General features: G+C 56.6%; 22 protein-coding genes and 1 pseudogene. 6 read left to right on the forward strand and 17 right to left on the reverse strand.

Annotation, left to right across the window (positions count from 1 at the left end; genetic code table 11):
* The 3 genes and pseudogenes from CEE69_RS33580 to CEE69_RS27575 all read right to left on the reverse strand — a co-directional run.
* Positions 1-514, reverse strand: a pseudogene (locus tag CEE69_RS33580) (CobW family GTP-binding protein); the annotation flags it as partial.
* Positions 515-816: 302 nt separating this feature from the next.
* Positions 817-1,173, reverse strand: coding sequence for a MerC domain-containing protein (locus CEE69_RS27565; RefSeq protein WP_233215705.1), 357 nt, complete (start codon positions 1,171-1,173; stop codon positions 817-819).
* A gap of 409 nt (positions 1,174-1,582) precedes the next feature.
* A complete protein-coding gene (locus CEE69_RS27575; protein WP_099263791.1) occupies positions 1,583-2,509 on the reverse strand; it encodes a ZIP family metal transporter in 927 nt (308 codons plus the stop codon).
* A gap of 338 nt (positions 2,510-2,847) precedes the next feature.
* Here CEE69_RS27575 and CEE69_RS32975 point away from each other — a divergent pair, with 338 nt between their 5' ends.
* From CEE69_RS32975 to CEE69_RS27585, 3 genes are all read left to right on the forward strand, one after another.
* Positions 2,848-3,099: an ArsR/SmtB family transcription factor gene (locus CEE69_RS32975; protein ID WP_261341365.1), complete on the forward strand. Its 252-nt coding sequence runs from the start codon at positions 2,848-2,850 to the stop codon at positions 3,097-3,099.
* 29 nt (positions 3,100-3,128) lie between these two features.
* Positions 3,129-3,290, forward strand: a complete 162-nt coding sequence (locus tag CEE69_RS32980) for a hypothetical protein (RefSeq protein WP_199169968.1) — start codon at positions 3,129-3,131, stop codon at positions 3,288-3,290.
* A 101-nt stretch (positions 3,291-3,391) separates the two neighbouring features.
* The gene (locus tag CEE69_RS27585; protein WP_099263792.1) at positions 3,392-3,823 is read left to right on the forward strand and encodes a Fur family transcriptional regulator; all 432 of its coding nucleotides are present in this window, start codon (positions 3,392-3,394) and stop codon (positions 3,821-3,823) included.
* 46 nt (positions 3,824-3,869) lie between these two features.
* Here the strand turns inward: CEE69_RS27585 and CEE69_RS27590 are convergent, their stop codons facing one another.
* The 12 genes from CEE69_RS27590 to CEE69_RS27645 all read right to left on the reverse strand — a co-directional run bounded on the left by CEE69_RS27590 (position 3,870) and on the right by CEE69_RS27645 (position 20,577).
* Positions 3,870-4,589 (reverse strand): hypothetical protein, encoded by a 720-nt coding sequence (locus CEE69_RS27590; RefSeq protein WP_099263793.1) that lies wholly within the window; start codon positions 4,587-4,589, stop codon positions 3,870-3,872.
* A gap of 260 nt (positions 4,590-4,849) precedes the next feature.
* On the reverse strand, positions 4,850-5,674 hold the full coding sequence (locus tag CEE69_RS27595) for a hypothetical protein (RefSeq protein ID WP_099263794.1): 825 nt from the start codon (positions 5,672-5,674) through the stop codon (positions 4,850-4,852).
* Between the two features lie 396 nt (positions 5,675-6,070).
* A complete protein-coding gene (locus CEE69_RS27600) occupies positions 6,071-6,268 on the reverse strand; it encodes a hypothetical protein (RefSeq protein ID WP_099263795.1) in 198 nt (65 codons plus the stop codon).
* A 167-nt stretch (positions 6,269-6,435) separates the two neighbouring features.
* The gene (locus CEE69_RS27605) at positions 6,436-7,185 is read right to left on the reverse strand and encodes a 3-keto-disaccharide hydrolase (RefSeq protein WP_199169969.1); all 750 of its coding nucleotides are present in this window, start codon (positions 7,183-7,185) and stop codon (positions 6,436-6,438) included.
* A gap of 52 nt (positions 7,186-7,237) precedes the next feature.
* Complete coding sequence (locus tag CEE69_RS27610) at positions 7,238-8,647, reverse strand: sulfatase family protein (protein ID WP_099263819.1); 1,410 nt, start codon at positions 8,645-8,647, stop codon at positions 7,238-7,240.
* Between the two features lie 55 nt (positions 8,648-8,702).
* The gene (locus CEE69_RS27615; protein ID WP_099263818.1) at positions 8,703-10,151 is read right to left on the reverse strand and encodes a sulfatase family protein; all 1,449 of its coding nucleotides are present in this window, start codon (positions 10,149-10,151) and stop codon (positions 8,703-8,705) included.
* Between the two features lie 143 nt (positions 10,152-10,294).
* Positions 10,295-11,230, reverse strand: coding sequence for an SMP-30/gluconolactonase/LRE family protein (locus tag CEE69_RS27620; RefSeq protein WP_099263796.1), 936 nt, complete (start codon positions 11,228-11,230; stop codon positions 10,295-10,297).
* Between the two features lie 72 nt (positions 11,231-11,302).
* Positions 11,303-13,498, reverse strand: a complete 2,196-nt coding sequence (locus tag CEE69_RS27625) for a sulfatase-like hydrolase/transferase (RefSeq protein WP_099263797.1) — start codon at positions 13,496-13,498, stop codon at positions 11,303-11,305.
* Positions 13,499-13,547: 49 nt separating this feature from the next.
* Positions 13,548-14,972: a sulfatase-like hydrolase/transferase gene (locus CEE69_RS27630; protein ID WP_099263798.1), complete on the reverse strand. Its 1,425-nt coding sequence runs from the start codon at positions 14,970-14,972 to the stop codon at positions 13,548-13,550.
* A 365-nt stretch (positions 14,973-15,337) separates the two neighbouring features.
* The gene (locus CEE69_RS27635; RefSeq protein WP_233215708.1) at positions 15,338-15,961 is read right to left on the reverse strand and encodes a chemotaxis protein CheB; all 624 of its coding nucleotides are present in this window, start codon (positions 15,959-15,961) and stop codon (positions 15,338-15,340) included.
* 234 nt (positions 15,962-16,195) lie between these two features.
* Positions 16,196-17,317: a polysaccharide biosynthesis/export family protein gene (locus CEE69_RS27640; RefSeq protein ID WP_099263799.1), complete on the reverse strand. Its 1,122-nt coding sequence runs from the start codon at positions 17,315-17,317 to the stop codon at positions 16,196-16,198.
* Positions 17,318-17,481: 164 nt separating this feature from the next.
* Positions 17,482-20,577: an AsmA family protein gene (locus CEE69_RS27645; RefSeq protein ID WP_099263821.1), complete on the reverse strand. Its 3,096-nt coding sequence runs from the start codon at positions 20,575-20,577 to the stop codon at positions 17,482-17,484.
* A 524-nt stretch (positions 20,578-21,101) separates the two neighbouring features.
* Between CEE69_RS27645 and CEE69_RS27650 the strand changes: the two genes are divergently transcribed.
* Positions 21,102-22,688: an outer membrane protein assembly factor BamB family protein gene (locus CEE69_RS27650; protein WP_099263822.1), complete on the forward strand. Its 1,587-nt coding sequence runs from the start codon at positions 21,102-21,104 to the stop codon at positions 22,686-22,688.
* 226 nt (positions 22,689-22,914) lie between these two features.
* On the forward strand, positions 22,915-23,805 hold the full coding sequence (locus CEE69_RS27655) for a dienelactone hydrolase family protein (protein WP_099263800.1): 891 nt from the start codon (positions 22,915-22,917) through the stop codon (positions 23,803-23,805).
* A gap of 86 nt (positions 23,806-23,891) precedes the next feature.
* Here CEE69_RS27655 and CEE69_RS27660 read toward each other — a convergent pair whose 3' ends face one another.
* Together CEE69_RS27660 and CEE69_RS27665 are read right to left on the reverse strand one after the other, a co-directional pair.
* Positions 23,892-25,655, reverse strand: a complete 1,764-nt coding sequence (locus CEE69_RS27660; protein ID WP_233215710.1) for a LamG domain-containing protein — start codon at positions 25,653-25,655, stop codon at positions 23,892-23,894.
* The gene (locus CEE69_RS27665) at positions 25,652-26,197 is read right to left on the reverse strand and encodes a sigma-70 family RNA polymerase sigma factor (RefSeq protein WP_007332939.1); all 546 of its coding nucleotides are present in this window, start codon (positions 26,195-26,197) and stop codon (positions 25,652-25,654) included. The genes CEE69_RS27660 and CEE69_RS27665 overlap by 4 nt, the downstream gene beginning before the upstream one ends.
* An 80-nt stretch (positions 26,198-26,277) precedes the next feature.
* Here CEE69_RS27665 and CEE69_RS27670 point away from each other — a divergent pair, with 80 nt between their 5' ends.
* Positions 26,278-26,526: a hypothetical protein gene (locus tag CEE69_RS27670; RefSeq protein WP_099263802.1), complete on the forward strand. Its 249-nt coding sequence runs from the start codon at positions 26,278-26,280 to the stop codon at positions 26,524-26,526.
* Positions 26,527-26,722 lie beyond the last annotated feature (196 nt).

The raw sequence follows: 26,722 nt of genomic DNA on the forward strand, positions 1-26,722 counted from the left end.
CAGCCATCCGGGCTGGGTTTCGGCTTCGCTCAGCGAATACAAGCCGGTTCCCATGATCTCGGACAGTTCGACCTGGCTTTCGGTCGTGCACAAGATCTTGGCGTTGGCGTTGAGTTGACGCAGGATCTGTTTGAGTTGCTTCAGTTCGTACGGCAAGATCAAGTCGGTCTTGTTGACCACGATGACATTGGCAAATTCGACTTGGTCCACCAGCAAGTCGACAATGTTGCGAGTGTCCTCGTCGCTCAATCCCAAGCGACGATCAGTGAGGTCATCCCAGGAACCAAAGTCCTTCATGAAGTTGCCCGCGCCGACGACAGTCACCATTGTGTCCAGGTCAGCGACCAAGGACAGGCTATCGCCTTCTTCGTCTTCGAAGGTGAACGTTTCAGCGACCGGCATCGATGTTGACTTCGCTCATGTCGTTGACGATCACGGCGACTCGCAAGCCTTCGCGATTGGTCAAAATGTGATTGAGCAGCGTCGTCTTTCCAGCTCCCAAGAAACCGGACAGAACGGTGACAGGAAGGCGTTCCGTCTGGGGCGTTGTTGGATCGGTTGGAGATCATCACCGACAGCCCGACATCGGGCTGGGCTGAGTTGGAGCAATTGCTGCTGAAGTGCAAGTAGCTGTGGGGAATAGACGGTTCGTAGGTGGCGTTGCGATTGCCTGCGGCGTATGCCTTCCGTCCCTTTGAATCCTTCCGAGGCGACCAACAAGAGATCGCCTTTCAGCGAGAAGTCTCCGTGGCAGCTTCGGTTACGCAGCCTGCATGGCGGGCTCGCAGCATCCGCAGAGGCATCCGTATCGGCGGTTCAGCAAGTGGGCACCGACCAGCAGGATTCCGCCCAGTGGTGTGATCCAGATGGCGAAGGGTGCGATGAAGGCTTGAACGCTCGAGTCTTCTGGCGATGCTTTCGAAAGCCCGGAACGAAGGCTGCGATCGCGATCAAGAAGCACGCCAATGCCATCCACTGATGAAAGGATTCATCGGCGAGAAAGCTGAGCCCCAGCGCGGGCAAAGAAGCGATCACAAACGGCATCGCCGCGCAGTGAATCGCACATCCGATGGATGCGACGATACCGATCCAGTCACGCCAGGTCGAAACGGTCTCGGGTTCCGGGCTGCTGAACGGCAATGCACTGGCGGGCTGATACGGGACGTCGCTCATTGATCAGGATCCATCAGTTCGTCGGGAATGCGGTTATCCAATGGTGGAAACGGCGGCTCGTCGCTGGCTACCGTTCGCTGTTTTGCGAGTCGTCGGTGATGACCAGCGTGCAAATGCAGGCAGTGTGCATTAAAGAGAATAGGACCTCGCCTGTCAAGTGCTTCTGCAAGCGTTGTGCATATCCAGGGGCAGCCGCAGAATTGGCGGCTTTCGGTATTTCCTGCTCTCAACGGCTTAACCTCAAAAGCCTGCGTAGGCCGCTTGAAGGTGGCTTTGCGACGCAAGTCCGGCGAAGGCTGGCCTGGCGAGGATGGTTCGTTCGCTGGGGCGGCGCCGAAGCGGCTTGGTCCGGCCTATCGGGGAAATCTGTCTCTGCTTTCAAGCTGAAACGACCGATTGGTCTCGTGATTCAATGATCGTGATCGTGAGCACCGTGATCGTGGCCGCTGTGGTCATGAGCGTGATCAACGTGCTCGTGCCCATCAGGCTCGCCGGCCGAATGATGTTCGTGGCTGTGTCCTGGCAAGTTTTCGATGCCAATCGCGATCGCGACCCCGAGAAGGAAAGCGAATGTCAGCTTGCCCCGGTCATGATCGTGAAAGGCGACCTCGGGCAGAAGGTCCGCCAAAGCGATGCCGAGGAAGAAGCCGGCGGAAATCGCCAGCCCCCAACCAAGAAATGCGTTGTCGGCATCAAATTTCATTGCACCGAAATAGAATGCCGCGGCACCGATGGGGCAGGCCAGTGAGAAGGCGATGTTCGCGACGTTTTGAGCCGACGAGGACCACTTCTGTTTGCTCATCACCGAAGTGATCGCGAATGCGTCGAGCGGTTTGTGGAGCGCGACGGCCAGGAACGTTCCCAAACCGGCCAGCCCCAGCCAGGCTTCGTGGTCAGCATCGATCAAGACGCTGCTCGCCAGGGCGACTCCATCGACCAGCGTGTGGAGTGCCAGTCCAAAGAACAGGCCAAACCAGCTGATTCCCTTTTCGGAATGGTGGTGATCGTGTCCATGGCCGTGATCGCACGCGACTGCCGAGCCGTCTGACTCGAACGGGACGCCGTGGTCGTGGGTGTGGAACAGACGGATCGTCAGGAACATCACCACCAGCCCAACCAAGGCCCCGCTGCACGCCTTTGACGCGGAACCCAGCACTCCGGTGGCGTGCGGCAGCAAGTGCAGCATCGCGATTCCCAGCATCAACCCGCCGACGCCGCTCATCAAAAGCTGCGTTCTCAGGTGCGTCATCCGCAGGAGCGACGACAATCGCCCGCCCATGACCGACGCCGCCAAGACGAAGACGCAATAAATCGCCAGAAGCCAAGAGGAGCTCATCGGGAATCCCGTGCGTGATCTAAATCGCAAAGTTTACGCCGATGCAATCGGCGTGCATATAGGGAGGGACGTTCGCCGGGGGTGCTGACTTTCCGGGTTGAGTGGCCGGATTTCTCGTTTTCGCTCCCTTGCGATCTTCCCTTTTCTGAGATTGACAACTTGAGATGAAAACGTGCACTTGCATAGCTATGCAAGTGTAGTGAGAAAGATGGCAAAGACAAAAACACCAAAAGCGAATACAGAAACGCGTCGAAACCAATGAGCCGAGCTGTGACGGCCACGATCATCGGGGGCTGCGGGTAACGATTGATGCGGAAGCATGCGAGCGTGCGGCGGCGATTTTTCGTGCGTTGGGCGATCCACAGCGACTGAGATTGCTGATGTTGCTCGAAGCTTCCGAACGATGTGTTTCGGAAGTTTGTGAGTTGCTGGGTGAGCCCATGCCAGCGATTTCTCAGCGGTTGCGTTTGCTGAAGAGCGAGCGGATCGTCCGTTCGCGACGCGACGGCAAGCATGTCTTTTACTCTCTCGCCGACGACCACATCTCACGCTTGGTGACCAATGGGGGCATGCACGCGATGGAGATATGACCCGTTTTCTGTTTTCAAGGGATTCTCGAATGTCCAACGTCCATGCCAACCACGATCATCAGCACGGCCCCGGTTGTGGGCATGAACCAGTCCCCCACGGTGACCACATCGATTATTTGGTCGACGGTCATCTGCATCATCCGCATGGCGATCACTGCGACAATCACGGGCCTCTTTCGGTCGTCAAGTGATCACTTGACGTTGGTTAAACATTTGCAAGTCGATTGCAACTTGTTAAACTGACAGTTCTTCTTGGAATCCTGGTCAGGTTCATTTCTTTTGGGTCAACTCTGTGAGTAAGTCGTCCGAGTCAATCGAAGCAATCAAGCAAGCTATTCGTGATGCGGGGTTGCGAGCGACACCCGCGAGAATCGCGACGCTGATGATGCTTCGGGATGCCAGTGCTCCGTTGACCCATGCCAACGTTGCGGATCATCTTGCCGCCAATGGCGTGGACAAGGCGACCGCGTTCCGCAACTTGAACGACATGGCAGACGCCGGTTTGCTGCGTCGTACGGAACTGGGAGATCACGTTTGGCGATTCGAAGCGATCGCTGAAGGTGCTCACAACCAATCCGCTCACCCACACTTTCTTTGCGTCGATTGCGGCACTGTATCCTGCTTGGATGATGTGAAGTTAACCGCGGGTAGCCAGCGAGTGAGCGACAAGTTTGGCGAAGTGACGGAGATTTTGCTCCGTGGCCACTGCAACGATTGCTTGTAGCAGCGCGACTTCTCGGCATCAGCCGACTCCGTCGCGGAAGCATTCTTCACCAGATCTCTGCGATCATCTTCCAATACGGATGATGAATCATGACCGCGGCCAGCAGGATCGCGGTCGGCTGAAGGAGTCGGATGCGTGCACCGCCGTTATTGGCGTAGCGAAACGCTAGCAGGAGCAGGCCATAGATGGCCGCAATGGCGATCGTCGCTTGCCAGCCAAGACAAACGCCCATGAGCATCATCGCCAGCGGAAGAGCACGACTGCGTTTGCCAAATCTGCCAGCTCGATGTACCGCCATTCCCAAGACGGCACCAGTGATCGCACCGATCAGGCACGTCGCTGCTCGCGCCGCAGCATCCGGGATGGTCGACGAGAGGTGCAGTGTGAATGGCTGCAGTTGCCCGGCGGCGATCGGCAGGCTCGTGAAAAAGATTGCCAGCATGCAAGTAAACCATGTGGGAAGCCGTCGGCGATCCAGGTCGGTCAGTGCCAATGTCAGCAGGGTGCACATCAAAGCAGCGTGGTAGAAAACGATCCCGACGACGGGCCACTTCGTGTACAGCATGATCCAAAGGATGCCCGTGTAGGCATAGTGTTGGAAGCCAGGGACGTTGGCCGCTCCCGTCACGAGTTCGACTAAAAACAGAGACGCGAAGATTCCTGCCGCGATCAGTTCGACGATCAGATATCGAATTGCAACCGCGTCAAAAATCGAGAGCAGCACGAGCGATGCCACAACGACTGCGTTTCCGATCACCAACAGCAAAGCGGTCGGATCGATGCCGATTCGGAACGCCCACGCACTCGCGTGTCAGGGCTGTTGGGAAATCACTGCGCCGACCCGCGAGTGAACATGAATCCATCAGACTACGCAATAACGTTCAAAGTGTGGAAATGCAAGCGTTATGGAAATGCACCGTGGTGTCCGTTGGGTCGGCTCGACGGTCCGATGTCAATTTCGCAAGGATTCGCCCGTCGGTGGGTCGCGATTGCTGTCGTCGTCCAGATCGGAAGATGCGAACGAAATCATTCCCGCTTTGGCGGATTTCCGAGACAGATGTTCTTGTCGACGAACACACGACCATCGGACCAGACCGAGATTTCGCATGACTTGAGTGAATGTCCTAGCCAGTCAACCAGCCGGTCGAATACCTTCCGAAGTCTTTGGGGACGTGGGAACGGTTGGCCGCCGATCGTGGTGATCTTGTACGACCTCTTTGTTAGATGCGCTATCATGTCGACCGTCGACGGGAAGTCATCGTCGGCGGTCAGCTTGTGCCCCAAGAGCTTCTCCGATTCACGAATCGATGCTGCCATGTCGCTTGCGAGCACCTTGCACAACTCCTGACGAATTGATTCCGCTTCCTCATCGGCGGGGAGTTCCTCGGGGCGGTTCTGTTTGAGCCAAGCTTTCAACTCCTTCTGTTTTTTCGCGATCGGCGCGACACGTTTCGGCAGACGTTTGAACTCAGGCAACTGATCGCCTTCACGCTCATCGATGTCCGGTACAGATGACTTGCGCCGGGTCAATCTCAACAGGAAGTCAGCAAAGTTAGCGCCAGCGATGGATGTTTGTCCCTCGCTATCGCAGTGGATGATGGTGGGCGAAGTTCGCGTCTGAAACCAGAAGGCCACAAACCCGCCGTCTCCTAGTCGCAAGAAAGGGACCACTCGGTCTCCGGCGTCGAATCCAAGCAAGTCCGAAGCCTTGGTGTACTTCACAGCGAACCAACCCAGGTCGTCCAGCTGGGAGTGGCGGCAAACTTCCACGAACGATTGGAAGGCGGCCGGCAGCCGAAAGCCCGTCGCAACCCGGCGCTCGATGCTTTGAATCTTGATTTCATACTTCATGATGATTCTCCTGGACTCGCCTCGCGATGTGTGCTCTGAGACTCGGGCAACAGGAAAACGATAGCAGACCTCACGACCCCGAGTGGAATTGTCCCTGTCCTCGAGGACGCGGTTAACTGTCCCCTCCGATCCAATGTGTGACGAGTTGGAATGCGTCAAGCGGGCCGCTGTGAAAGGATTGGCACAAGCACGAACAGACCCATTGGTAGAGAACAAGCCACGCGGATGAACTGACGCTCGCAGAACTATTCAAGGGCAACGGTTACCCTCCTGATCATCTTCCTGTTCCGAGTCCTCTTCTGGAGGATTTGGCAGATCATCGAGGTCGATTCGCCCGACGTGGTCGCCGTCGACTCGGAAACGAATTCTTCCGTCGTCGATCACAATGGAAATTTGTCATCGTCGGGCGTCCCGACGACTTTCCATCCAGTCTTCATGAAGATCGATGTCTCGCACTCGCTCGGGAGACAGTGGCAGCACCTCGCCCAGCGTGGGATAGTCGTTGCCGAATGTCTTCGCAGATCCGCCGGTGGCCAAGAGAAGCAGCGTTCCGACAAAGATTTGAAAGGGGCGGATCGTCGCTTGAACGCACATGATTTGGCACTTCGTTGGCAGGAGCACGGGAGAGAACTTGTCTCTGCCTGACCAAGCGTTTGAAAAACCGCTTTGTCACAACGATTTTGAAGGTGATTTTGCCGCGATGAGAAACGCCACGGGCGGTACTTGGGGAGCGATTTGATTCTCCGTGGCTGAGAACGTTGCTATTTCGTGTTCGCAAGTGGAGACGTTTTCTCGACCACCCAGATGTTTCTGAATCTAACTTTCGAGCCGTGTTCCTGAAGCACGATCGGCGAGGTCGGTTCCTCGGGGAAAGCGGCGTACTTGTTGCGACGAAGTGACAGTTTGAAGTCGTCGTGAATCAACTTTCCGTTGAGCCGTACGGTGACACGCGCGGCACCGTTTTCCGTCATGAAGCCGTTCTTGCCGATCTCAGCGGCTTGGTATTCCAGGTCCACCGTTTGCCACTCGCCAGGGCCGAGTGCGGCGTTCACGTCAGGGGCCCGGATTTGATAGATCGCGCCGCAGTCACCCAGACCGGGGCGTTCTTTGTCGGCGCTGTGGAGGACTTGCAACTCGTACAACGGGCCGAAGAAGATTCCGCTGTTCCCGCTGCCTTCCTCGGGCAACTGAAACTCCAGGTGCAGACGATAACTACCGAAAGTTTGCTTCGTGCAAAGAAACTGCTTGCGTCGCTTGCCGTCCAATTCAAACGCGATTTCCATCGCGTCGCCGTCCACCATTTTCCATTGCACTTCCTGTTGATCGTCTTTGGGATTGATCCATTGCCACGAGAACGGTTTCCAGGCATCGAACCCCGAACCGTCAAACAGCACCACAGCGTTCGCAGGTGGGTCTTGTCCCAGTGTTGATGTGGAGGCGCTGTCCGCGGAAACCGCCGTTCCAGTTGCGGCCATGAGGATGCCGCTCAACAGAAACAGACGAACAAACATGCTTCTTGAAATCATTTTCTGGTCCTTGAATGGTGTGATCGCTTCGGTCAAGTCACTTGGTCGTCCGTGGTTCGTTGAGCCATTGGTTCAGCTCAGCACTCAGTGACGCGACCAGGTCTGGATGCTCGGCGAGCACGTTGTGTTTCTCGTTGGGGTCGGTGTCCACGTCAAACAATTCGACCGGTTTGCCTTTGAATGCGAGCAGCTTCCAGTTCCCACGCCTCACCACTTCCGTCGCGAATGGCTTGGGTTTGGGAGTGTGACGCTGAAGCGATTTGTAGAGTTCCAATTGCCAGAACACGGTGCCTCTTTCTTCGTCGCTCGGCGGGGTGCCTCCCTTCCAATGCGGCAACAGACTCAGTCCATCCAAGGACAATGCGCCCGGCACATCGACACCGACTGCGTCGCAGAAGGAGGGCAAAAGATCGTTGGTGTGGCCAAACGCCTGCGATGTTTGGCCCGGTGGAATGGCGGCTGGCCAACGCACGATCATCGGCACGCGAATGCCGCCGTCATGCAGGTCGGTTTTGCCGCCTTTCAAGTCGTGAATGAAGCCTTCAAAAGCAGCGCCGTTATCGCTGGTGAAAAGGACCAGCGTGTTGTCGGCGATCTTCAGTTCATCGAGCTTCTGAAGGATCTCGCCAACCTTGGCGTCCATGTGCTGGACCATCGACCGGAAGCGGTGTTGATCGTCGCTGATCCCGGCCGCAGTGGTGTCGGACCAATGCGGCTCGGGAGCCGTTTCATAAGGTTTGTGGGGAACGAGCCACCACATGTTGATGAAAAAGGGAGCCTCCTCATTCGAGAATTTTTCGATCATCTCGACCGCGAAATCTCCGTTGGCATCGGTGAAGTGTTTGGGATAGTACGGATCGTCTTCGTTGATCCGTTGGTCGTTGCGAAGAAGGACCGTTCCGCCTTTCCGGAAGAGCGTTTTGTCACGCCCCATTTTGCCGCGAAGTGGTTGTTGCTCGATCTGCGTTTGATAGAAATCGAACCCGTGTTGGCGAGGGCCGGGTTGGTTGGTCAAGCGTTTTCCTGTTTCGTCAACATGCAGTCCGCCGAGATGCCATTTGCCAACGTGCGCCGTGTTGTAACCAGCGTCGCTCAAAAGTTCGGCCACCGTCGTCGCGGATTCGGGCAGCCATCCGTTTCGATCATTGAAGTGTTTTGTGATTCCAAATCGCAGCGGATAACGACCGGTCAGCACCGAGGCTCGCGTCGGAGAACAAACAGCCGAACCGGCGTAGAAGCGATCGCACCTCAAGCCTTCACTCGCGAGCCGATCCAAGTGTGGCGTCTTGACGGCGGGGCTGCCAAAACAGGACAGGTCTCCGTAGCCGAGGTCGTCCGCCAGTAACAGGATGATGTTGGGACGATCGGCGGCGTGGAGCGGCGCTGCGTTGGCCAGAAAGACAACGGCGATGCAGGCAATCGCCAGCGAGTGGATGAGAGGTTTCATGTGTGGGACGTGGATGATGTGGGAGTGCCGCATGAGACAGGCAGCATTGGGGAATTCATTTGCCCGAATGAGACGACTTGCCTTTGCGAGCGGCTGGTGCGGGCACGGGCGGCTTCGTCGGGCGAGCATCCAGCGGGTCGAAGAACCGCATGTTTGTTCCGACTCGGTCGAAGTCGCCGAGGTCTTCTCGCATCGATTCAGCTAGCCCCAGCAGTCTTTCAACGACTTGTGGATTTTCCGCCGCCACGTTCGTTGTCTCGCCCAAGTCGTTTTGCAAATCAACCAGGAAGGGACTCTCAAAACCGATTCGGTCCTTGGGAGCGATGTGCGAATTGCGACTGAACGGGGCAACTCCGATCGGTTCTTTTTCGCGGGGCAAATGGAGCTTCCATTTGCCCTGCCGAACGGCCTGCAGATGGACTCGAAGGTAATAGAAGAACGCCTTGTCAGGATCGGCTTGGTCAAATTCACCGTGAAAGAGATGACGGATGTCTTCGCCGTCGATCACTCGATCGGACGGAACGTCGGCTCCGGCGAGAGCAGCCAAGGTTGGCATCACGTCCATGGTCGTCGCAATCGAATCGCAAACCGTTCCCGCGGGCACTTTGTCTGGTCCCCAAAGAATCGCGGGGACTCGCACGCCACCTTCGAAGGAGGACACTTTGCCGCTTCGTAGCGGACCAGCGGACCCACCGTGATCACTTGGGCGATGCCCGTCCACATGCCCTTTGTTCTTGACCAACCAAGGACCATTGTCGCTGGTGAAAAGAACGTAGGTGTTATCGGCGAGCTTCAGTTCGCTGAGTGTGTCCAGGATCCTGCCGACGTTGAAATCGATCTCTTCAATGACATCGCCATACAGGCCACGTTTGCTTTTGCCTTTGAACGCTTGGGACGCATCCAACCGCGTGTGCGGCATCGTATGAGGGATGTAGACAAAGAATGGTTGGTCTTGGTTCTGTTCGATGAACGAGATGGCTTCGTCGGTGTAACGCTGAGTCAACGTCGCCATGTCGGAATCAGGATCGATCAGCTCTTTGTTGCGGTACAGATTCGCCACACGGTCATTGCTGGTGGGGGTTCCGTAGAAGTAGTCAAATCCCTGACCGGTCGGAAGCAAATCGGGGAAGAAGCCGGTCTGCGTGTGTTTGGCGAGATCCCACTTGCCAAAGCAAGCCGTGGCGTAGCCTTGTGTTTTCAGCACTTCCGCGATAGTGATTTCGTCTTCGTGCAAGATCGGGTGAATCTGCTTGGTGTGCCCTCGTTCCGCCACCCGCAGCGGGTAGCAACCGGTCATCAAGGCGGCTCGCGATGGTCCGCAGATGGGCTGAGCGTAGAAGTTGGTGAACTTCATGCCTTCCCTTGCCATCGCATCCAACCGCGGCGTACGGATGTCGGGCGAGCCAAAACAGCCCACGTCCTGGTAGCCTTGGTCGTCGGTGAAGATGACGACAAAGTTAGGCGGCCCGGCGGCCGCGATTCCCTGCATCAGGCACACGCACATCAGGGCTTGGAGCTGGAGCTTCATGGAGGACCGATCGGCTTGGTGGGTGAGCAGGAAAGAGCGGGAATGACAACGTTGAACGTTTGAGCGTTCGGTTGCGGGGGATGGCTTCCGGACAATCACAGGCTGGAAGCCTATGCCACTTATTTGAGGATGGGGCCGGCGATTTTTTCCCCGTTGGTGGTGAGAAGCTGGAAGTGGTGAACGCCGACCTTTTGGCCGTCGCGGTAGGTCCACACGACTTGCTTGTCTCGCGTCACTTCCATGAGTTTAGGTGCGTCCACGTCGGCTCGGCCGCCCGCGTAGCTGGTGATGACGACGTTGCCATTGGGAAGTAGCTGAGCACCGCATGGGTCTTGCAGCCATGCACCGGGAAGGTCTTCGTTGGTCAGCGTCCAGATGACGTTTCCGTCAGCGTCGAAGTCGATCACTCGGTTGCCATGGGTGCAGCAAACAAGTGTCTGTCCATCGCCATGTCGAATGGCGGTGAATGGCCATGTGTGGATCTTGTGATCGGTGTCACCGGGGACGGTTGTGTCCAATTTGCCAAGGACCTCGCCTTCTGGCGAATAGTGGAAAACGGCGAAGTCCAAAAGGTGCGGAGCGAGATAGGTTCCGTCGGCAAGTTTGCGAGCCATCCGAGTCTGCATGTGATGGTTCTTCTTCTGGCACGCCAGCGGGAACTCTAGAATCACCTCGCCGGTGGCACTGATTTCGAGCAATCTGGGGTTGTTGCCCGCTTCCGTGATGACAAACGTGCCGTCGGCGGTTGGCTGAGCGCTGTTGACTTCGCTTTGGGTGCCTTTCCAGATCAACGTCTCTTTTCCGTCAGGAGCGATTTGGACGACGGCTCCTCCGCGATGACGTTTGGATTTGTTGACCGTCAGAATGATCGTTCCATCGTCGAGCACGTAACCATCGCGTGTTGCGGACGGATAGGTCCAGCTTGCCTCGCCGTCGGCTCCCATGATGTATGTCTTTTGCCCGCACGCCAGGAAACTGTGCGCGACGTCTTGCGCTACCACCATGTTGGTAGTGAGGCAGAGTAGAAGGGTGGGCAGAATTTGGAGTGATTTCATGTTGTCACGATCGGGGGTGGGGAGGTTTGTGTGGGGGTGGGAAGGCGTTGTTAAGAAGTTGGCTCGGTCGAGTCACTCTGATTGGGTGAGGCGGTCGATCCATTCCGCATGTTGTTGCTTGATGGAATTCATCGATGGGTCATTCGCCAAGTTATGCCACTCGTTCGGATCGACGTCGTGATCATAGAGTTCTTCCGATCCATCAACGTAGCGGATGTATCGCCAACGGTCGGAACGAACCGTGTGGTTGCCCGCTTTGGTTGACGTGAGTGCGGGACGATCCCAGGGGCCGTCTGGATTGTCGAGCAGTCTTCGAAAGCTCAACCCTTGCAGCCCACCGGGAGGCGGCAATTCGCAGAGTTCCGCCAAGGTCGGGTAGATGTCGATCAATCCCACGGTTCGTTGGCAGACGTTTCCGGAGCCCACCGAGTCGGGAGTTCGCACGATCAAGAGGCTGCGGGTTGATTCTTCCCAGGGCATCCACTTTCGCCAGTGGTTCTTTTCGCCGAGATGCCAGCCGTGATCCGAACACAGAACGACGATTGTGTTGTCCGCGTAGGGGCTGTTGTCCAGTTTGCGGAGCACTTGTCCGATGCAGTCGTCGATCAACGCGACGCAGGCGTGGTAAGCGTGGACGAGTTCGCGTCGGTAGGAAGGGCTGTATTGTTTGACCGCTTCTTCCGCGATCAGCTTGCTTCGGTCGAGCACCCAGCGTCGCCCGATTTCAGGCACATCGTCCAAGTCGTTCTTCAGTACTTTCGGCAACGTCAGGCTGTCTCGATCGAACTGATCGAAATAGCGTTTCGGAGCCGTCATAGGCGTGTGCGGTTTGTAGAAACCCAGCGACAGGAAGAATGGCTGATCGTATTCCTGGTCGAGCTTTTCGATTCCCCAAGCCGCGATCTGTTCGTCGGGCATGCCACCTACTTCGATGTCCAACGCCGCCCATGCCAAGGAGTCTTGGGCGTCTTTGCCGAAACGCTTTGCGAATTGTCGACCGTTGGGAGGTTCAGGTCCCCAACGCAATGTCTTCGGCCCGATCTCGTCCCAATAGGCCTTCTTGCCATGATCGTTGTGGTAGATCTTGCCCATGCACATCGTCCGATATCCGGAATCACCAAACCAAACCGGCATCTGTTTGGCTCGGTGGTAAGCGTCGTGGGCTGACTTCGACGAGTTGTTGTAGATGCCGGTTTTGGAGGCGTACATGCCGGTCATGAAGGACGCTCGTGACGCGTAACAAAGAGCGACTTGGCAATGTGCATTGTTGAACAAAACACTTTGCTGAGCGAAGCGATCCAAGTTCGGTGTTTGAGCGTCGGGATTGCCTCCAAGGCATCCGACCCAGTCGTTGAGGTCATCCACTGTGATGAACAAAACATTGGGGCGATTCGTTTTGTGTTGCACGGAGGCGGAGAGATCGGCAACCGGAGCGGGAGCGGGAAGTTGGCTCATCGCGGCGGCATAGCGTTCCCCCAGCAACAGTTGGCTGCTTGCGTCGAAATGCGTTCCGGGGTCCCAAGTCTTCGTGCCCTCGGACGAAACCAATCCCACGGTGGAGCTTTCTGCAGCGACCAATTGGATCGCGGCACGGACGCTGTCGCGTTTTCCATTGTCAAACACTTCGCCCACGACGATGGGCAAATCCGGAACGCCAACGTCCTCGCGGATTCGAACGATCAGTTCGTCGAGTCGCCGTTGGTACACTCCCGTGCTCGACTTTGAATCCGATTCTCCTTGGTGCCAAAGCATTCCTCGGATCGTGAATTGGTCGCCACGGTCACTCAGTTGCTTGGTCGCCATTCGAATGGTTTCGATGAAATCTCGATAGCGTGGGCCTTGGCTATCGGAGTCTCCCTGCACGCCTGGCTTCCAGTCAACTCGCAGGCTGGAGCCACCCTTGGAACCCTTGATCAACGCCAGTTTTTGAGCTGGATCGGTTTTCAACATCGAACGTGCAAAGCCGATCTCAGGACCAAAGGTAGGCGACGGAATTTCGCCTTTGTACTTCGGCGGGATGCTGAATCCGGGAGCGAGCGTCTGCCAACCGTCGCTCGAGTGAGGAACGTTTCGATAGAAGATGATCGCCTCTTCGATCGGGCTTTTCTGTTCTTCCGTCAGTTCGCTGGTATGGCCGCGGCCATCCATGTTGGATTGGCCAGCGAGAAGGTAGATGTCGTGGTGCTCGGCGACGCAAACGCCGCGCATCGCGAAAAAGACAATCGCCACCGCGGCACAGACAGCTTTTGTTGAAAGAGACGAGGGCATTGCGATTGCTTTTAGAGTGATTGAACGAGTTCTTGCTTGGCGTTGCCGATCAATATCGGTAGTCGCCGCCGTCGCGGCTTCGTTGGCAACTGGCCTGAAGCTCCACGAGCTGTTTGCGAAGTTGCTCGGTGCGTTCGGGCATTTTCTCGGAGAGATCCTGTTTCTCGTACGGATCCTTCGAGAGATCATACAGCCGCAACCGTCCGTTTTTCTTGGCTTCTTGCAGCAGTTTCCAGTCGCCAGAAATGATCGATTGCCCATCGATCCCCTGGTGCAATCGACGATAGCCAAAGAACAAATCTCGGTCTCGGTTTTCTACTTCGCCAAGGATCACCGGCATCAGGTCGATGCCATCGATTGGCCGGGTCGCTTTTTGCACCATCGAGTCACCGACGATGGAGGCAACCGTTGGCAGGAAATCGACCGTGCTGCATCGCACGGTGGTGGAGGTCCCCTCCGGAATCATGCCGGGCCACTCCGCACAGGCAGGTACCAGTAGGCCGCCCTCGTACATTGTGTGTTTATGCCCTTTGAATGGGCCGGCTGATGCGACGCCCTTCTTTGCTAATCCGTCCGACGGTCCATTGTCACTGCAAAAGAAAACGACCGTGTGCTTTTCGATCCCGAGTTCCCGCAGTTTGACACGCAGGCGGCCAACTTGTTGGTCCATCGCCGTGATGCATCCGTAGTAGTTCTTCCGTTTGCTGCCCGCTTTTGGATACAGCTTCTTGAACTCCTCGCCGGCGACGACCGGTTCATGGGGAGCATGAAACCAAACCGTGGCAAAGAATGGTTTGGCTTGGTTCGCTTCGATGAACGGGATCACGCGATCCATGATGACTCGGCTATCGTCTCCCGCGAGATTTTCTTTTGCTTCATGACCGTTGTGAACATAGGGGAAGCCACCTTTCCAAGGTTCTCCCGGTTCGTTTCCCCAACTGTCCCAGTCTTCCGGTGTGATTGTTGGATCCCACGTTGGCACGGCGCTGGTCGTGGCGAAGTATTCATCAAAACCATGATGGGATGGAGGCGAGTAGAAACCACGCGTGCTGACCTCGTCGGGCTTCACCCATCCGATGTGCCACTTACCGAACATGCCAGTCGCATAGCCTCGTTTTTGAAGCATTTCAGCGATCGTGATCTCTCCGACACGCATGCCGCCAGTGTGAGCGGCCAGGATTCCGAAGCGAAATGGGTAGCGTCCCGTCAGGCAGCTGCCTCGAGTCGGTGAGCAAAGCGGAGCGGCGGCGTAGAAGCGATCGAAACGCACACCGGCCGAAGCCATTGCATCCAAGTTGGGTGTTTGCACGACTTCGTTGCCGTTGAACCCGACATCTCCCCATCCCTGATCGTCGCTCATCAACAAAATGACGTTGGGCGGATTGAAGTCAGTGGTTTCCGCGATCGATTGCGTCGCCGGAACCCCGAGAATGAGAGCGAAAAATAGAAAAGCAATTCGCGTTGGGAAGTTCATTGTCGGCTTGCGGGAGCGTCGCAGGTGGGATGAAGGGGAGTGCGTCGCCCGCATGATACTTTGGATTTCACCTCGACGTTGCTATCGCTGACAGTCGCGGTTCCAAACAGATGAGTGTTCTTTCATCCATTGCCGCGCGAGATGTCATCGCTTCGGTGATGAAACCGTTTTCAACCGAACAACAAAGAAAGGCGAAATTGTTGCGAGGTTTATGGCAGACGCTCAGCTGTCTACTACATCAAATCCGATGTCGCAAATCGACTTTTGCATGACGCAAAGCACAACATCACACAGAACAGTACGGCGGTCGGTTGTGGCCCATGCTGAAATGAATGATTGGGTTCGGCACGGAGATGTTTGAGAGCCTAGAGTGCTCCGCGCTCGGCGGACATCTCCATTAACCAGCTGATGATTTCCTCGGTGATGCCGATTCGAGCGGAAGGGACCGCGGACAGTGCGTTCAGCGGCATTGAATCGCGTTCTGCCTGCTCGGGGCATTGGATCATACAGACCCCACCGGCGTCGGCGATGGCTTTCAGACCGCGCGTACCGTCGTCCAGCATTCCCGAGAGGATCACTCCAACCGCGTCGCAACCCGCGCTGGCTGCGACTGACAAAAACAGATCATCGATCCGGCGCAAACGAGCCCGGAAGGATACATCTTCGTTGACATCAAATGCGTTTTCATCCACTTCGACTCGGTCGCGTGAATTCCCGATATAGATCGTCGTGCATTCCAGGCACTCTTCGTCTTCCGGCTCCTCCACCGCGACGCGTGCCTTGTGGCCAAGCAGTTCGGCCAATGTGTTCTTGTGGTTTGGGGTTCGATGAGTCGCAATGATGACCGTGCCAGAAAACCAATTTGGCATGTACTCGACAATCTTGACGATCTCCTGAAACGCTCCGGCTGAACCACCGATCGCCACAACGATTTCAGGTTTCTCACCCGTTGAGCATTGTCGCAATTTGTCCTTCTGTTGATCGTTCAAAACCAGCCCGTTGTTGAGTGACGGTCGAGTTCAAAATGGAACAGTGGTGGCTGCGACCATGGCGATGTGATCCACACTTTGGATCCGATTGTAGCCTTTCGCAGTTTGGAACTACTACGTCACCGAGTGAACACGTTGCGGCGTGGTAGTCAGCGAGACGGCGACGACGGAAAGAGCGGGATGACAATCCAATGATGCAGTCGCTCAAGAATTGGAGGATTGCTTCGGTCGTCACTACTGCGAGAGTGGAGCAAACTCGAGTTCACCGTCGACGTCCGCATTGCTCGGGGAGTCGCCGCGATTGCCTTGGGCATCTTGCGTGTTGAGGTAGTCGCTCAGGCTGGCGTCTTGGTCCGCCGGAATGTTATCCGGCTCCACGAGGCCTCCCACTTGTGACCTCTCGTTTGCCAATCGCATCCAGCCGACACTGCCGGGAGGAATCATGGCGTCGTGAACCATGGCCATCGGTTTGGCGGTGACGTACTCAGGGTTGCGGCAGGCACGGTTGCATCCGGAACAACGTTCGCAAGGACGGCTGCCTCGCCAAAACATCAGCTCATCCAAACAGCTTCGCGACGCGACGAAAACGCGATCACCGGGTTGGATCTGATAGTTCGTCGCCGTGTTTCCCATTTGAACGATTTCGCGGTAACAAACCGGCAAGGTGACGCGGCATTCACAGGGATCGGTTGGCCGAGCCAACAGGATTTGGCACGGATTGGCGCTGGATGTCAAACCGCCCGCTGACACGATTGCATCGAGCACGGTTTCTGAGCCGGACAGCGGATATGCACCTGGCGCATTGACTTCACCCAGCACATAAAAGCGATCGACTGGTTCGAGAAGCCGAACGTTGACTGCGATGGCGTCGCAATCCTCGGGCATCGGTTCCGGTCGGTTCGATTCCGAACCTTGTTTGCTGGCTGCTTGCTCGCTGGCGAATTGTTTGCAGTCGGATTCTTGCTGGCGAATCTGGTGAGCAATTTGTTGCTCGATGAGCGATTCCGCCTGCTCGAGATCGCGGCCGGCGACGATGACGCGTCCGTAAGGCCCCAGGTCCAATGTTCCGTCCGCCAAGACGACTTGGTCGGCCGGCAATCGCAGGTCGCGTTCCAGATTGATGGGCTCGATCAACAGAGCATCACCCGGCTGCAAGGCTCGCGGTGGCAAGACTTGCTTGGCATTCTCTCGAGCGATTCCGCCGGGGATTCGAGAGGCATCGAGGACGTCCTTTGCTTCGCTGGTGAGCGTCGCGCCGGACGGATACAGCGACAGCCCCAGCGTGCTGCAGCCGGTGCTGGCCATTGCGAGCAAGCAACCAAGCGTGAACAGAATCTGATGACCAGAACAACTCATCCTATTACCTCTTGTCGTGGAATCCTTTCCCTACGAACAATCGGCTCAAAGAACAGAACTGGCGTGACTGATTCACGAAGACCGTGGTGATCATCACAACCCGCAAACCTCGCCGCGGTTCAACGTTCACGCGAATCAAGCAGCGTTTTGGAACGCAAGCAGACTTAAAATCCGCCGTCTATGCCATCGACGGCGCCGGCGGTGATTCCCGTTAGAATCAATCGTTGGCCTTCGCGAAGAAGGAAACGGGCCGTTTCTTCGCGGAATGTTTCGACGGGACGTAGCCGCACGATCGGACTTTGAGTGGATCCCATCACGGCCACGACCAGCGTCCGGTCGCGAAGCAGTTCCGAGACGCTGAGGATCGCAGACGCGGGAAGAAGCGAGCGAAGAGCGTACTGTTGTGCCAATTGGGTAAAGTTTGCCGCGATGTCGCGGTAGTCACCCGTCGCAATCAATGCGTTCAAATCCAAACGCCCGCTGCGCAAGTAAACCTTGCCATCCGCTTGCACGAGCGCGTTGTCCGACCCCAGCCAGAACTCATCCAGCACGACGACTCCTTGCCCAATGATGCCTTTGGCTTCGCCCACATCAAACGACTGATTGGCCAGCGAGATCGGTCCAAGAAAACGCGAGGCAGCAAGCAACCCAGGCACGGCCGCACCGCGAGTGTCGCCCAGCTGGAAATCAAAGCGTCCTGACAGATCATCGATGGATTGAATTGACTTTCCACGCAGCGAAATCTCGCCTGAAATTTCACCGCTGGCCAGCGAACTGGATCGACCGAGTTGATCTGTCAATCGAACGAAGTCCATCCGCCGCGTTTTCCAGTGACTCGTTAAATCAACGCCACCAGAGCGTCCTGAAGAAAGTAGCAGGCCGCCTTCCAGTTGACCTCCGCCAACGCGAGAACGCACCGACGGAAAATTGACGCTCCATTTGGACGATTGAAAATTCGCGGTCGCGACCAACGCACTGTGCGCGTTGCCCGCGGGAAGGCCGTAGATGTCCAGGTCTCGCCCGTCGACGTTGCCTCGAACACGAATGGATTCAGTGTGACCGGTGACGGTTGCCTTGCCAGAGGCTCGTCCAAGAAACTGGTTCGCGGTATCGCCGAGGAACCAAAGGCCGAGGTTCAAATCCACGCGGGATGCCACCAATCGCGTGTCGAATCGTGGGTGAATCCTTCGGTCGCCATCGACCAAATAAACCAGTCCATGCAGGCTGAGCGAACCGTCCGCGTAGTCGCCTCTGAGAGACTGAATCCGAAGCACGTCGTTTTCAATTCGGCCAGCCAATCGCAGTTTTCTCGAAAGCGGCTGAGCACGATACTTGAGCTGCGACAGTTCGAGATCGATCGTTGTGTCTGGGATCACAGTGCCTGGCATCACTCTGCCAAGTCCGCTTGGTGATGCGAAGTTGACCGAGACGTTGCCGGTTGCCTTTCCGGTCAGCCCGATCTTTCGACGTGCCAACAAATCAACCAACGCGTCCAACGAAACGCCATCAAACTTCAGTCGTGACGCTTGAAGCCGTGCGGGCAAATCATTGCATTGATCCGAAGCAATCAGTTGTGCGGTGGAGCTACCTTGAACCGTTCCGCCAAAGAGGCCGCCGTTCAAATCGAACTGGAATTCACCTTGGTTGGTCGAAACGTTCGCGTTCAAATCACCGATCGAAGCCTCGCCCAACATGATGGACGAGGCGATCAACTTTGCTGCCCCACGATGTGCGACCGGATCGGACAGCCGGTTCAATGGAACCTTCCAGTCAAGCTCACCTGACAGCGTCGATGCAATTTTCAGTTCAATGCTGTCCGAGACAGGAAGTCGTAGCTCAGGTCGAATGTCGCGAAAATTGAGATCCACGACAATGTCTTCTTGATCACGGCGAGGCACGGTCGCTTGGCCGGAGATTTGTCCGCCGAACAGAGTGGCGGTCAACGATGTCAAATCAAAAGCGGTCTCCGTGAGTTGATACTCGGACTCGACACGATGCACCTTGAAGCGTGAGGGGAGCTCAGAACTTTGCCGCCGCGGAGTGAGAGCGAAGTTGGTTGGCGTGAAGCGGACATCGTGCTCGAACGAGCCGAGGTCCACGCCCGCGACCTGGATCGATGGAGACGCCAGTGACCCAGCGATGTTCCATTGCAGTTGTTCCGCTCGATCGTTCAGTTCGCCTGACCCTTGGATTCGAAAATCAAGTTTGCCTTGAACGAGTCCTTCCTGTTCGGATGATTCAGAGGCGGCGATCCATTCGGACACTTGCCCGATCGGAAGGTCGTCCGCGGCGACTTCAAAAGAGAACGGTCCGTTGCCGGTCAGCGGAAGGTCCGCTTGGCCGATCATTCGAACGGCGGAAGGATTCGACGTCGGCGTTGTTTGCAGATCGATCTTGTCGGCTCGCAGGCGACCGTCCCGTATGACCACTTTGCCGACCTTCAAATCCGCCGTCGGCAATCCACCAAGTTCCAGGGCGTCGGCTTGGAAGGTTCCCTCCAAGTCGTAGCTGGCGATGTCGTCGATACGGTGGATGGGAGCTCGAAACTGCACGTCTCCGGATAGCTCACCATCCTTCGGGAGCATTGGCTCGTAGGATGGGAACAACGAGGCGACCAGTTTGGTGATGGGGGCCAGCGAGATGTCGTCCACCTTCAACTTGGCGGACGCATCGCCTTGAGGAACCAGTTCAAGTGAACCGCTTCCTGTGAAGTTGCCTTTCGTTGGATCGTTGGAAGCCTCGCCGGATTCGACGGCTGAGCCGGTCAACGAACTCAGCGTGGCAACACCATCTCGATAGCGGACCGTGGTTCGCAGATCGAGAAATTCGAAACGGTCGACAACCAAGCGTGAGCTGGTCAGTGTTCCATCGAATCGGTAGGCGGCTCCGTCGGTGAGGGACGTCCATGGAATGCCAACTTCAAACTGCACCGTCACGTTGCCTTCCAACGGGATGCCGAGATCGATCCCAATGGATTTCAGTCGCTCGGCCAGTTTGGCAACATCGATCTCACGAAACGCCCATTGGCTCTCCCAGTAGCGATCCGCGGGGGCCGCGTTTTCTTGGACTGCAGGTGGCTGGACTGCAGGTGGCTGGATTGCAGGTGGCTGGATTGCAGGTGGCTGGATTGCAGGTGGCTGGATTGCAGGTGGGTGGACTGCGGGGGGTTGGACTGCGGGGGGTTGCTGGGCCGAAAGTTGTGCGGCAAAGGCCAGCGACGAAAACACCGTGACGACGCCGATGACGATGCACGTGCACAATCGTCCGGCCGAACTCAGGCGGCACATGGCGGGCGGCGGATCGAGGCGATTCCCGGACACTTTGGCTCCATCTTTCGTAGTTCATGCCATTTTGAACCGCAGCCTACAAAAAGTTCGCCGCCCGATGCCAACGGAATCTGCCGGATTCGAGCGGATCAGAGACGCCAGCATCTGCCGCGATTGGATGCCGTCCAATCCGCCTGCAACGGGGCAAATCACGGGCCCAACGCTGCTTTCCGGACAGGCATTTCTCATGCATTGCTGGCCGAGAAGTGTAGAAACCTGGCCAATGTTGCGGGGTTCCACTCAATGTCCGAGCGGCACCGTTGGGCCCAAGTCGGGATCACCGGTGGCTGATGGACGCCGTTTGGATGCGGCCCGGAGCAGTTTTGTATCGATCCAAACGTTGCTTCACCAACCGGCCGCCGACTTCCCTAAACTTTCTGTCGTGGCCCGATGGGTTCGCGACGCAACGAAGCACCCGTGGTTTCTTTTCCAGCAGTCTTTTCCCAGGATTCCTACTGATGACCGGTTTTCAACGTTACTTGGTCGTTCTTTTGTCGCTCGCGTTGTGCGACTCCATTGTCGATGCCGAAGACTGGAACCGCTTTCGGGGACCGAACGGATCGGGAGTTGTCAAAAGCGACGAATCCGTTCCGGTTCAATGGAGCCCAACACAGAACGTGAAGTGGAAGGTGGCTCTTCCCGGAGCAGGTGTTTCCAGTCCGATCGTGGTTGGCGACCGAATCTTTGTGACGTGCTACTCCGGCTACGGGCTCGATCGAGCCAATCCTGGAGACATCAATGATCTGAAACGACATCTCGTTTGCGTTGACGCCAAATCAGGTGAAATGATCTGGGAGAAATCGATCGACGCGGTTCAGCCGGAAGATCCCTACACGGGTGCCGGCGTTCCCTCCCATGGCTACGCATCGCACTCGCCCGTGTCCGACGGCGAAAACGTGTACGTGTTCTTTGGAAAGACCGGCGCTTTCGCGTTTGATTTTGATGGCAACCAATTGTGGCACACTCCGCTGGGCACCGAATCGGATCCGCACCGTTGGGGTTCCGCGTCGAGTCCGATTTTGTTGGACGACAAAGTGATCGTGACGGCTTCTTCGGAAAGCCAAGCCTTGGTGGCATTGGACAAATCGACCGGCAAAGAAATCTGGCGTCAGGAAGCGAAGGGGCTCGACAACGTGTGGGGCACGCCGGCACTTGCGAAAACGGAGAACGGAGTGGACTTGGTCGTCGGAGTTGCCGGCGAGGTTTGGGGGATCAACCCAGACAACGGCAAGCTTCGCTGGTACGCCTTGGCGGGCGAATCGGATCAAGCCAGCACGAGCGCCGTCGTCGACAAAGATGTTGTGATCGTCCTTGGTGGCCGCGGTAGCGGGTCGATCGCGGTCCGCGCAGGAGGTACCGGCGACGTGACGGATTCCCATGTGGCTTGGAACGGTTCGGAATCAGGGCGGTTCGCGACGCCGGTGGCTTACAACGGAACGGTCTACATGATTGCCAACGACGTGTTGACTCGCACCGATGAAGAATCCGGCGAGATGATCGACCGCATTCGGTTGTCGGGTGGAAGCGGCAGTTCGGGCGGCGGACGAGGAGGCTCGGACTACGCGTCACCCATCGTCGTCAATGGCAAGCTCTACTACATCAAAGGCAATGGCGACATGTTTGTCTTTGACGTGCAAGACGAACTGAAGCAACTCGCCGTCAATCGCACGACAACCGAGACCGAATCGTTCAGCGGATCGCCAGCGTACAGCGATGGCAAGTTGTTCGTTCGGTCGAACAAACATCTTTACTGCGTCGTTGCCGGGCCCTTTGATGAGTCATCCGAATCGGTCCCCGCAGCCGACACACCGGACTCAAATGAAATGGCGCAACGCGGTGAGCGAGGCCGGGGCGGACCAGGTGGCGGATTCGGGCGCGGCGGTTTCGGAGGTGGTGGATTTGGCAACCGTGGCGGTGGCGGTGATCGCGGACGCGGTGGAGACCGTGGCCGAGGCGGCGGACGCGGAGGCTTTGGTGGTCAACAGGAAGACAACCGTCCCGATCGGCCACAGCGTCCACCGATGGATTCCACGAGCAGCAACTAGTGCGTTGAACGTTTCTTTCGGTCGCGCGGCATCGTTGCCACGCGACCGATTTTTAGATGTCAGCTCTGGACGTTGCTACCATGGGTGACCCGATTTGACGCTGGCCACGGTTTTTGTGGAAGGAACCGTGGCTAACGCCAAAACGGCCAAGGCGATCAGCACTGCCACAAGCCAAGTTGGATCCGAAATCCGTTTTGAACTTGCCCCTTAACGAGGAATCAATTCGATGAAACGCAAGACTGCAAACCAATTCGATCAACGTGTTCTTGATCTGTACGACGACTTTGCTCACGGCCGATTGGATCGACGTGGCTACTTGAAAGGACTCGCAGCGTTTGCCGTGGGAGGAGTCACGGTTGAAGCACTCGAAGAGAGTCTCTCACCAAACTACGCGTGGGCTGAGCAAGTCCCCGCAACGGATCCGCGAATCAAGACGGAGACGGTCACATACGATTCGCCTGAAGGCGGCGGTCAAATCAGCGGCCTGCTGGCTCGACCCGCGACGGGTGAGAAGTTTCCCAGCGTGGTGGTGATTCACGAGAACCGCGGATTGAATCCTTACATCGCTGATGTCGCGAGACGGTTGGCGGTCGAAGGTTTTCTCGCGTTGGCACCGGATGCTTTGTCACCGTTGGGCGGTTACCCCGGCAATGACGACGATGGTCGCGCGATGCAGAGGCGTCGAGACGGAGACGAAATGACGGAAGACTTCGTTGCTGCGGTCAAATGGATCGACACGCATGAGCTTTCGACGGGGAAGGTCGGCGCGGTCGGCTTTTGCTTTGGTGGAGGCATGGTCAACCAACTGGCGGTTCGATTGCCCGATGTTCTCGATGCTGGCGTGCCGTTCTACGGTCGTCAGCCGGATGCGGAGGATGTGGCCAAGATCAAGACTCCATTGTCGATTCAAAATGCGGAGCTTGACCGCCGAATCATGGCCGGTGCGGAAGCGTTCAACGAAGCGTTGAAAACGAACGGAGTGCCATATGAGTCACACGTTTATCCGGACGCCAATCATGGTTTCCACAACGACACCACGCCACGCTATGACGAGGCCGCGGCTGAATTGGCGTGGAAGAGAACGCTTGCCTGGTTCAATCGATATTTGAAGGTTTAGCATCGAACGCAAAATTGGTGACGCTATGGGATCATCACCGTTCGATGCGTCGGTGAATTTCAACCCATGAAAACGCGAGCAAACACTCAGTCAAAATCGACGAGTCGGCCGGAAGCTCGGATGTGCTTTCGGATCTCTTGCTTCGTCAGGGCTCGGTCGTAGAACGCGACTTCGTCGATCTGGCCAACGTAGGGGCGATAGTTCTTGGTCGGGTAAATTTGCCCAATCAGAATCTGCATGTTCGCCGGAAGCGGAGCCTCATCTTCTTGCTGTGCCGCGAGATTCCCGTCAATCCAAAGCGACAACTCGTTGCCGGATTTGCGAGCCACAACGTGCTGCCACACGCGAACTTGGTATGGATCCTCTGAGACCAGATTCGTCCCGTCCAACACCACTCCCGAAGGCGGTGTCCGGTGATTGAAACGAATGCGGTTTGGCCCCAGTACCTTCAACGCATAGAACCATTCTCTCGCGAACGTTTCGAGCAACAGTGCTTGGTCATGACGCCCTTCTCGCCGCTCCACTGGATCGACCAAGCAGATCATTTCGCCGTGGTGATACAGTTGCGGTTTGGCCCAGGCTTCAATCGTGTAGTTGTCCAGCGGTTTGGAGGGCCACAATGTTTCCGTCGTGAAGGCAGAGGCCGCATCGGTGAGTCCCAACTCCGCAACACGATTGCCGCGGTATTGCCGCCATCCCGGGTTGCCGACAACCGATGCGTGCAACTCGGGCAGTTTCCCTTCGTTCTTGACGTGCTGCGGGTAAGATCCTTCGAGTCCTTCGAAACGCCAGTAGATATCCGGTGACGATTCGAGAACGGCGCTGACGTACTTCTCGTCCAGGCTGAGCGGATCAAAGGCGTTGGATCGAGCCGAAGCGAAGCTGGCCATGGATGCTTCGAACAGCACCACACCCGAGTCCATTTCTGTTCCCGTCGAAAGGCGGACCGCGTCGCCTTCTTCCAATCGGACATCGGAGGATCCGTAGGTGCTCAGCGGCCGAACGAAGGCTCGTCCCGAGAACAAATGGACTTCATGCGAGTCCCCCAGAGAAACCAAACCAACGTAACTTTGCCCATCAACCGACACCAATCCGATTGGCGTGATGATCGACACCTGCTCACTGCCAAAGCCCAGTGATTTCGCGGTCAAGGTTCCGTGATTGAGACCGAGTTGACCATCGTCACGAATGAAGATGCTGGCGGGGCCTTCGATTCGCACCAAGGCTTCGTTGGGAGTCCCGTCGCCGGTTTTGAGTTCCGCGACACCCTCCACCAAATTCAGGACTTCGCCCTGATGAATGGGTTTCCCCAACGTTGGAACGGAGTTTCCACCATGTCCCCAAACGCAGGCGGTCATTGATACGATCTGAGGCGGTTTCACCTTCGCCGTTTGCATTGCAATGGGAGCGACTTCGCGAGCCGGTCTCGCGAGCGACCAAGCGAACGAACCAATCACCAAGTGACTCGCCGCCAACCCCACCAACCAATACGCTCGCGTCCAATTCAAGGAATGCGTTTCTGCTTGGGACCGACTGGGCCGCGATGCGACAACGGGTCTGGATCGTTCAGTGGTTGGCTCGGGGAACGCAGCGGTGTTGAAAGCTGGCGGCGCGGTGTGGTGAGAATCTCGGCGTGCGCTCGACTGTTCTTCTTCAAGCGACAAGGAATTGGATGAGCCGACGTCGGTGAAAGCGCAGAGCTGATCGACCAGGCGAGCGGCTTCCTCGGCACCGCCAGGCAAATGAATCAGACGATTCAGCTCGATCGTTTCCGCTTCACTCAAGTCTTCGCTTTGGGACTTCAAAATCAGCGTGCGAAGCTCATCGAGTTGTTGGTCTTGCGAATTCATGTCCATGCCTCCTCGACGGATCGGTCCACGCAGCGTGATAGCATGCCGTGAATCTTGCTCAGCTCTCGATAGATCGCGTGGGTGGATCGGCCTGCTTTCTCAGAGATCTCCGCGACGCTCAAACCTTCGAAATATCGCTGGCGAATCAAATCTCGATCGGGGTTGGACAGTTTCCGAATGCACTCGGACAGCGCGGTTCGGCGATCAGTCAGCTCCGCCGAGATCGGCATGGCGGCTTCGGCCAACGATTCGATGGCCTCGTCGCTGAGAAGCTTGATGCGGCGTTTCGATTCTCGGTACTTCAGTGTTTCGAAGTACGCCATGCGGGATGCCCAGGCGGAGAAGTTGCCGGATGGTTCGTATTGCGAGAACTTTTGCCACAAGACCATGCAGGTCAGTTGAAAGATCTCCTCCGCGTCATCCTGGCGGTTCATGGTCAGGATGCGAATGAACGACATGATTTTGCTGGAATGCATTGAGAGCAATCGAACGAATTCTTCTTGCGAGACTTCGTTGTTCGGTGGAGGAGATTGCGAATCCAAGGAATCATTCCCGTTTGCGATCGAGTGGAAGGTATCACCAACTTTCCGGTGGCACTGTTCTTCTTCCCCCGACCCGAAGCATGTTTTGCGAAATTTTTGTGCGCTATTTTGAGTTGAAACCGGTTTCGTCGCAAATTGCCGGCAATCTTTTGATTTTTGACGCAAAATCTTATACTCAGAGCGGCTTGTCTATAGATCGCCTGCAAGCCGCTCCGCTCGGTGGGTTCCTGGCAACCAACCATCAATTTGTTGCCACTGCATCATGCATCGAGCTCGCTAGCGGTTTGCAGAACGAAAGCTTCGACGAAATGTGGACCAGACGGTGGTGAGGCACGGCTCGGCAATCAAAGCAGCATATTGAACGGTTAAGTCGCACGATCGAAAGGCGGCGTGCCCGTGCAGGGAGACGAGATTCGACAAGGCATCTCAGCGACAGAAGCTGACTCCCAATCACTCCGTGCCAACGAATCGATAAAAAAACATTTTTCGGATGATTTGCCGCAAAGCCTGGCTGCAAGGACGGGA

The sequence above is a fragment of the Rhodopirellula bahusiensis genome (genome assembly GCF_002727185.1).
Lineage (GTDB): Bacteria > Planctomycetota > Planctomycetia > Pirellulales > Pirellulaceae > Rhodopirellula > Rhodopirellula bahusiensis.